At 68.2% G+C, this 7,541-nt stretch carries 4 protein-coding genes; 1 reads left to right on the top strand and 3 read right to left on the bottom strand.

What is annotated here, in order from left to right:
• Positions 1–14 precede the first annotated feature (14 nt).
• The 3 genes from SD626R_RS12560 to SD626R_RS12570 form a co-directional block, all read right to left on the bottom strand.
• Positions 15–359 carry a DUF7854 family protein gene (locus SD626R_RS12560; protein WP_241996634.1) on the bottom strand — a complete coding sequence of 115 codons (345 nt, stop codon included), beginning with the start codon at positions 357–359 and terminating at the stop codon, positions 15–17.
• Positions 360–4,400 (bottom strand): LAGLIDADG family homing endonuclease, encoded by a 4,041-nt coding sequence (locus tag SD626R_RS12565; protein WP_092566682.1) that lies wholly within the window; start codon positions 4,398–4,400, stop codon positions 360–362.
• Positions 4,401–4,515: 115 nt separating this feature from the next.
• Entirely contained in the window at positions 4,516–4,878 is a 363-nt protein-coding gene (locus tag SD626R_RS12570; RefSeq protein ID WP_092566683.1) for a hypothetical protein, read from the bottom strand.
• Positions 4,879–5,070: 192 nt separating this feature from the next.
• Here SD626R_RS12570 and SD626R_RS12575 point away from each other — a divergent pair, with 192 nt between their 5' ends.
• Positions 5,071–7,413, top strand: coding sequence for a DEAD/DEAH box helicase (locus tag SD626R_RS12575; protein WP_092566684.1), 2,343 nt, complete (start codon positions 5,071–5,073; stop codon positions 7,411–7,413).
• Positions 7,414–7,541 lie beyond the last annotated feature (128 nt).

The following is a 7,541-nucleotide window of genomic DNA, read 5'->3' on the forward strand; positions in this document are numbered from 1 at the left end:
TTATCGGTTCCGGACTACTCCGATTCGCTTACTCGTTCGACCTCGAAATCGGGGACTGCGTCGTTTTCGTCGCTTATAACGTATCTTAAACTATCGGTCTCCTCCACGTCGCTCACGTCGACCTCGGAGAGCGCGAGCACGCGCTCGCGGGCGGCCGGCGCGGAGGGGGCGACGACGACGCGCCCGTCGACCGGCTCGTCGCCGACCGCCCGGAACACGTCCCCGTCGCCGTCGAACTCTGTGGCGTAGGTCCGGAGCACCGCCGCCACCCGGCGCTCCGTGTCGGCGAGGTCGGCCTCGCCGTTCTCGAACGCGCGCAGGGCGTCCTCGACGTTCCGTATCGCGGAGATCCGGTCCATCTACGTCAAGCGCAGGTGTCCCTGCTTCGGCTCGTACACCTCGCCCTTCGTGCGGAGCTTCTCGATTTGATCTTCCGCTTTCCCCGCGTCCATCCCGATCTCGCCGGCGCGGTCGAGCACTTCGTCGACGGGCGCGCCCTCTTGGTACTCCTCCTCGATGTCGGCGATGAGCCCCTTGATGTTCTTGATCCGGTCGCGCTGGCTCTTGGACGTGCCCGTCTCGACGACGTCGGCGTCGAACTGCCCCGTCTCGGGGTCGACGCCGATGTCCTTGAGACAGGACTCGACGATGTCGGTGGCGCGATCGGCGTCCTCGCGCTCGACGGTGTCGGAGAGCCGGAGCCGCGCGCTTGCCTCCGCGAGCCGCACCATCGCCTCCAACTTCCGGGCGGTGACCGGCACCGGGGCGTCCTCGTCGGCGCCCTTCGAGCGCAGGTCGACGTAGAACTCCTCGATCAGCTCCTTCGCCTCCTCCGTCATCGTCGGGTAACAGGACCGCTTCGCGTGGGCGATATACTTCCGGAGCAGCTCCGCGTCGATCTCCGGAGCGACCTCCTGGGTTACCTCCGCCACCTGGTCCGAGGTGAACTCCGAGCTCGCCAGCTCCTCGCGCTGCGTGTTGAGCTCCCCGGCGTAGTTCGTCTTGATGATGTGTTTCGCCAGCCGCGAGTCGTGTTCCGGGTCCGGGCTGTCCGTCACCGTGAAGATGAGATCGAACCGAGAGATGAGCGCGGGCTCTAAGTCGATCTGCTCGCCGATCGGCTCGTACTGGTCGAACCGGCCGTACTTGGGATTCGCCGCGCCGAGCAGGGAACAGCGGGCCTTCAGCGTCGCGTTTATTCCCGCCTTCGAGACGGAGATCTTCTGTTGTTCGAGGCCCTCGTGCATCGCGGAGCGGTCCGAGGAGTTGTGCACGACCACGCCGTTCGCGACGAAGTTGTGCGTCCCCTCGACGGTCAGGTCGTACACCTTCGGCTGTTGTCCGTCCTCGATCCGAGCCAGGAGCGACCGGAGTTCCGCTTCGACGGTGTTTATTTCTTCCACGACGGCCTCACGCAGCTCCCCGAGTCGGTCCGTTTCGACGGCGCCGGATAGCCACCGTGACACGGTCGCCTGACTCACGTCAAATCTCGATGTCACATCCGCCTGACTGACGCCGTACGCGTCGAGCGCCGCCGCCAGTTCCGGTCGCGTCTCGCCGACTGGGCCACGGGCAAGGAGCTCGCGAGCCCGTCGCTCCGCGGTTTCGACTGGCCCGCCGATGATGTCGGCGAGACGCTGTCGGAGTACCTCGCCGCGGTGTTCGGTCGACTCCGGCGGCACGGTTTCGACCGACTCGACGCGGCGCCACTTCACGTCGCCCCTGACGAACTCGCGGAGGTCGCCGAGATCGGTCGCCTCGACTTCGGTGAGAATCTCCCGGAGTCGATCGGTTATCAGCCGACGAACCTCGTCGTTATCGCCCCACTCGCGAGAGATCTGCTGCTGTGACAGCGCCGTCCCCTCGGCCAACTCGGACTGCGAGACGTGGTACCGGCCTCGCAACTCCGCGAGCGTCTCCCACGTCGCCGTCTCGTCGAGCCGACGCCGATCCTCGGCGGCCGCGTCCAGCCTGTTTTCGAACGCCGTGAGTATCCGTCCGGCCCGGTGAAGTGACGCGTTCGCGGTCCTGCTCTCGAAGTCGTGATACGTGACCGCGTTGAGCCCGCACTCGCTCTGGTGAAGCCGGAGCGACTCGCGAGACCGCGCCAAGATGTCGTCGATTTCCGGGACCACGTCGACAATCGTGCGGTCGCCGTCGGCGGCGTCGACGACGCGGTCAAGCGCTTCCGCTTTTCGGGAGGCGGTGAACCCGATAGCGCGGCGGAACGCCGTGAGTGAGTCGGCGTCGGTCACCGTGAGGTAGTACACGTCTCGGCTCCCGTCTCGCCCGCGATGCTGGATCTGGCTCGACACGCCGAACTGTAAGAGGAGGGTTCGCGTGCCCTCCAGCAGGTCCCGGCTCGCCGACGCTATCCGAACGTTGCCCGCCGACTCGTCGACGTGGCCTTCGCTGTCGGCGAGCGCACGGACGAACGCGGCCTTCGCCGCGCGGTTTCCCGTCGAAACTGCGGTCGGGAAGCACTTCTCGTCGTATCGACCGAGATTCATCCCCGCGTCGAGGACGGCGTCAGCGTGTTCCTTCCCGGTGACTCGAACCGTCTCGGTGCCGTCGTCACGCTTCTCGCTCGGCGGACGGGTCGGCTCTGCATCGAACGCTGCCCGTGCCACTCGCTTGAAGTCGGCGAGCAGTTCGTCGTCGGTATTGGTGAACCGGACGCCGTAGACTCCCTCGTCGCGGTCGTAGAAGACGTTCCCGTCCCCGGAGAGGTACCCGAGAACGCTCGCCATCGCGGCGTCGACGCCTCCGCCGTCAACGGGCTCGGCCGCCGGCCCGTCTCCGCCGTTCGCGGCCATCGTTCCGCCGTCGGCCGCCTTCGTCGGAATCTCGCGGGGAACGTACACCCAGTCGCCCGCGTCGAGCGCGGCCGCCTCGCGCTCGACGCGCTCGCCGTCGTCGAGGACGAAAAACGGGTGATCGGCCGTCGCGGTCAGCGACTCCCCGGTCTCCGTCGTCACCCGGGTTAGCTCCGACGGCGCGTCGTACTCGTGGACCGAGAACACGGGACGCTCGACCAGCTGTCCCTTCTCGTCCATCGACCAGACGTCGAGGTCGACGTTGCGGATGCGACGACCGTTCGAGAGCTCCTCGATGTCGCCGTTTTCGGCGGCCTCTCTCGCCAGCTCGTCGATGCGCTCGACGCGCCCGTCCGCGAGCGTCACCAGCGCGTCGCCGGTGACGCAGTCCATCTTGTCCAGCTCGTCGACCGCGGCGATCCCCTTGTCTGCGAGGACGAGCGCGCCGGCTTCGAGCGACCACTGCTGTCCGTCGCCGAAGTCGTCGCGGACGGCCGCGGCGGTCAGCCCCGCGGCGGACGACCCCTTCCCGGAGGTGTACACCGAGCGGGGCGCGATGTTTTCTACGTACGAAATCATCTGAGATTTGCCTGTTCCGGGGTCGCCAATAAGTAGCATATGCAGGTCGCCGCGGATCCGCGACCCGTCGGGGAGGTGTTTGGTGACCCCGGAGAACAGTTGGAGGATCATCGCGAGCTTCTCCTCCTCGTAGCCGTAGATAGCGGGCGCGATGGAGCCGACCATCGCCTCGTAGATGTCGTCGCGGTTGGAGAGCTCGATGATCTCGCGTTTGTCCGCCTCGGTGATGTCCATGTCCTCGAACTCCTCGTCCTCGATGGCGATGGAGACCCCGTCCATGTACAGGTCGAAGATGGCGGACTTCTCGTTGCCCTGCTCGACCTGCTCGATGTGGAGGACGCCGACGCAGGTGACGTGGTCGCCGGGGCTCACCTTCCCGGTGATGTCGTCGACGATGTCGACGTCGAGCGACTGCGGCGTCTCGCCGCCGCGGAGCCCCTCGGGCGACTCCTGGATCCGGAGCTTCTGGGAGTCGATGAACTCCGACTGGTCGAAGTTGACGCGGAACGGACCCTGTCGCTCGCAGCCCTGACACTCGTGGGGCTCCTGGAAGCCGCCGTCGCTCTGGGGGATGTACGTCATCGTGCCGCAACGCTGGCACTCGAAGGCGGCCTCGGTCACCTTCGGGCGCACGTCGGTCGCCTTGCGGACGATCCCCTTGACGGAGACGAGCTTCCCGATGTGATCGTCGTGGACTCGAATTCCCCGGATGTCGATGCTTTCGGGGAGGTTTTCGATCCTGACGTGTGCGCGCCCGAGACTGACGTCCGCGGGGAGGTCGTAGAGCCGCAGCGCCTCCTCGGCGTACTCGCGCATCTGGTCCGGCTTCGTGCGGAAGTCCTCGGCGAGGTCGCGGTCGAACTGAAACAGATCGTCGTAGTCGACGTACAGAGAGCGCTGTTCGTTGGGGTATCGCTGCGCGAGGGTGCCGATCTCCTCGCGGTAGTAGTTGCGGTAGAACTGAATGAACCGCTCCGTGAGGTCCTGATTCCCGGCCTGAGCCATTACGAAACCCCTTCGTCGCCACCACGTATGAACCTCATGCTCGGGGCGGAGGTGGACCGCGACGGGGCCCGTTCGACCCCAGAACGCGGTCCCGCTCGGCCCGGACGCGGTCCCGCTACGCCTTCGTCACGAACGTCGCGTCGGCCGAGGTGCGTCCCTCGTTGAACGAGAGCACCTTGGCGCGGATCACGTCGCCTGTCGCGAGGTCGCTCGGGATATCCTCGGCGAAGAGGACGAACCCCTCGACCTTGCCGACGGCGACCTCCTCGCCCGAGTGATGATCGGTGAGTTCGGTCACGCCGAACTCGTACGTCTCGCCGATCTCGACCGGCGGTTCGCGCTCCTGTGCGGCGTCGTGGGCGCGCTTCGACTCGCGCGCCTCGCCCGAGGGCCCGCGCAGCCGACTGGCGACGGCGAGCAGGACGAGCAGGGCGATCACGGCCACGGCCCCCACGACGATCGGGTCCGACGGGATCATATCGGTCGGTTGACGCCCGGTCACCTAAACGCTCGGGGTCGGCGGCGAGGTCCGGGCCGGGCGACCCCGGCTCGCCGCGCCGACCGGGCGCCCGCCGCCCACATGAGAAACGCCTTTGCGCTGGAGCCCCCGGTTCGACGTGATGCGAACGACTCTCGGTCGCCGTCCGGTCGCCCGCGGGCGTGGTGCGGTGTGAAGGTCGCGGACGCGGTGCCGAAGTTCGCCGACGCCTTCGGGTTCGAGGAGTTCAACCGGATGCAACGCGAGGCGCTCCCCGGAATCTTGGAGACCGACCACAACGTGGTCGCGTCGGCGCCGACGGCCTCCGGCAAGACAGCGCTCGCGGAGCTCGCGATCTGTAAGACCCTCTCGGAGGGCGGCACCGCCCTCTTCGTCGCCCCCCTCCGCGCGCTCACCAACGAGAAGGAGAGCGAGTGGGAGCGCTTCGAGGAGCTCGGCTACTCGGTGTACGTCGTCTCCGGCGAGCGCGACCTGAACCCCCGGCGCGCCGAGCGCGCGGACGTGCTCGTGACGACGCCCGAGAAGGCGGACAGCGCGACCCGAAAACACGACTCCGCGCGGTACTCGTTTGTTACCGACGTCGACTGCGTCGTCATCGACGAGGTCCACCTGCTCGACAGCGAGAAGCGCGGGGCGGTGCTGGAGGTGACCGTCTCGCGGCTCCGCCGCCTGCAGGATCCCCGCGTCGTCGCCTTGTCGGCGACGATGCCGAACATCGACGACGTCGCGGAGTGGCTCGACGCCCCCGCGGAGACGACCTACGCCTTCGGCGACGAGTACCGCCCGGTGGATCTAGAGACGGGCGTGAAGACGTACTCGCACGGCTCGAACGCCTTCGCGGACAAGTACCGGCGGCTCTACCGCGCGCTCGACTTAGCCGAGCCGCACGTGCGAGAGGACGGGCAGGCGCTCGTGTTCGTCTCCTCGCGACAGGACACGGTCCAGGCCGCGAAGAAGGCGCGCGACGAGATCACCGACCGCGACATCCCGATCGACTCCCGCGACGACTACGACTTCCACAACGAGGCGAAGGAGCTGACCAACGACACGCTCCGTCAGTCGGTCACCGACGGCGTCGGCTTCCACCACGCCGGGCTCGGGAAGGAGGACCGCGACCGCGTCGAGGAGTGGTTCAAGCAGGGGAAGATCAAGTTCCTCTTCTCGACGTCGACGCTCGCGTGGGGGGTGAACCTCCCCGCCCGCTGCGTCGTCATCCGCGACACGAAGTACCACGACCCGCTGGAGGGGGAGACCGACATCTCGCCGCTGGACGTGCTCCAGATGCTCGGCCGCGCCGGCCGCCCGGTGTACGACGATGTGGGGTACGGCTGGGTGGTCTGCGACCGCGCGGACGCCGACAAGTACCGGAAACTGCTGCGCGAGGGCAAGGAGATCGAGTCGCGGCTCGCGGCCGACCTCGAATCGCACCTCAACGCCGAGATCGCGATGGGGACGATCCGCGGGCTCGAAGACGTGATGGCGTGGTTGGAGACCACCTTCTACTACGTCCGCGCGGCGTCGAAGCCGGAGGAGTACGACTTCTCCACCCTCCGCGACCGCGTTCGCGACACCCTCGACTCGCTCGTCGACGACGGCTTCGTCGCGGCCGACGACGACCTCGCGACCGAGCCGACGGCGCTGGGGCGGCTCGCCTCGAAGTACTACCTGCGGCTGGACACGGCCCGCCGGTTCCGGCGGCTCGCCGACCGCGAGACCCTCACGGTCGACCGGATCCTCGAAACCGTCGCGTCGGCCGGGGAGTTCGACTCCGTCTCGGCGCGGTCGGCCGAGTCGGACGCGATCGACCGCATCCTCGACGGCCACGACACCGACTTGGAGGACGGCCACCGCAAGGTGTTCGCGATCCTCCTCGCGGGGATGGCGGATTCGATCCCCTCGGACCTGCGCTCCGACGCGTGGGTGATCCGCCAGAACGCGCTCCGCCTGCTCGCGGCGCTCGCAGAGTTCCTCGACCGGTTCGCCGGCCCGCGCGCCGCCAACCTCGCGTGCCGCGTCGAGGCGCGCGTGGAGCACGGCGTCTCGCGCGAGGCCGTCGCGCTCACCGCCATCGACGGCGTCGGCTCCGGCCGCGCGGAGCGGCTCGCCGACGCCGGCCTCACCTCCCCCGCCGCCGTCGTCGACGCCGGCGCGAGCGCGCTGGAGGAGACCGGCATGAGCGCGTCCGTCGCCGAGCGGATCGTCGACGCCGCGCGCGACTGCCCACGGGTCGACGTGGACTGGGGCGACTTCCCCGACGCCATCGCGGTCGGCGAGAACGAGATGTGCGAGGTCGCGGTCTCGACCGTCTCCGGGAGCGCGCGCACGGGGATCCGAGTCACCGTCAACGACGTGGAGATGACGGCGACGACGACGTACCTCGACGGGGAGACGACGGTCCCGGTCGGCGTGTTCGGGCCGCCCGACGCCGACGAGCTTGAGTTCGTCGTCGAGGTCGTCTTCCCCGACCTACCGCTGATGCCCGTCAGGGCCACGCGGACGGTTCGCGTGGAGTAGGGGCGTCTGATTCCGGAAGTAGAGAAGGCGGTGGCGCGCGCCTCCGAGCGCCCATAGGGGCGAAGGAGCGCGTGCGAGGGAGTCGCTGGCGGCGCCAGCCGCCAGCGACGAGGCTGGGGAGGCATGAG

This window comes from Halorubrum sp. SD626R (assembly GCF_001261915.1).
GTDB lineage: Archaea > Halobacteriota > Halobacteria > Halobacteriales > Haloferacaceae > Halorubrum.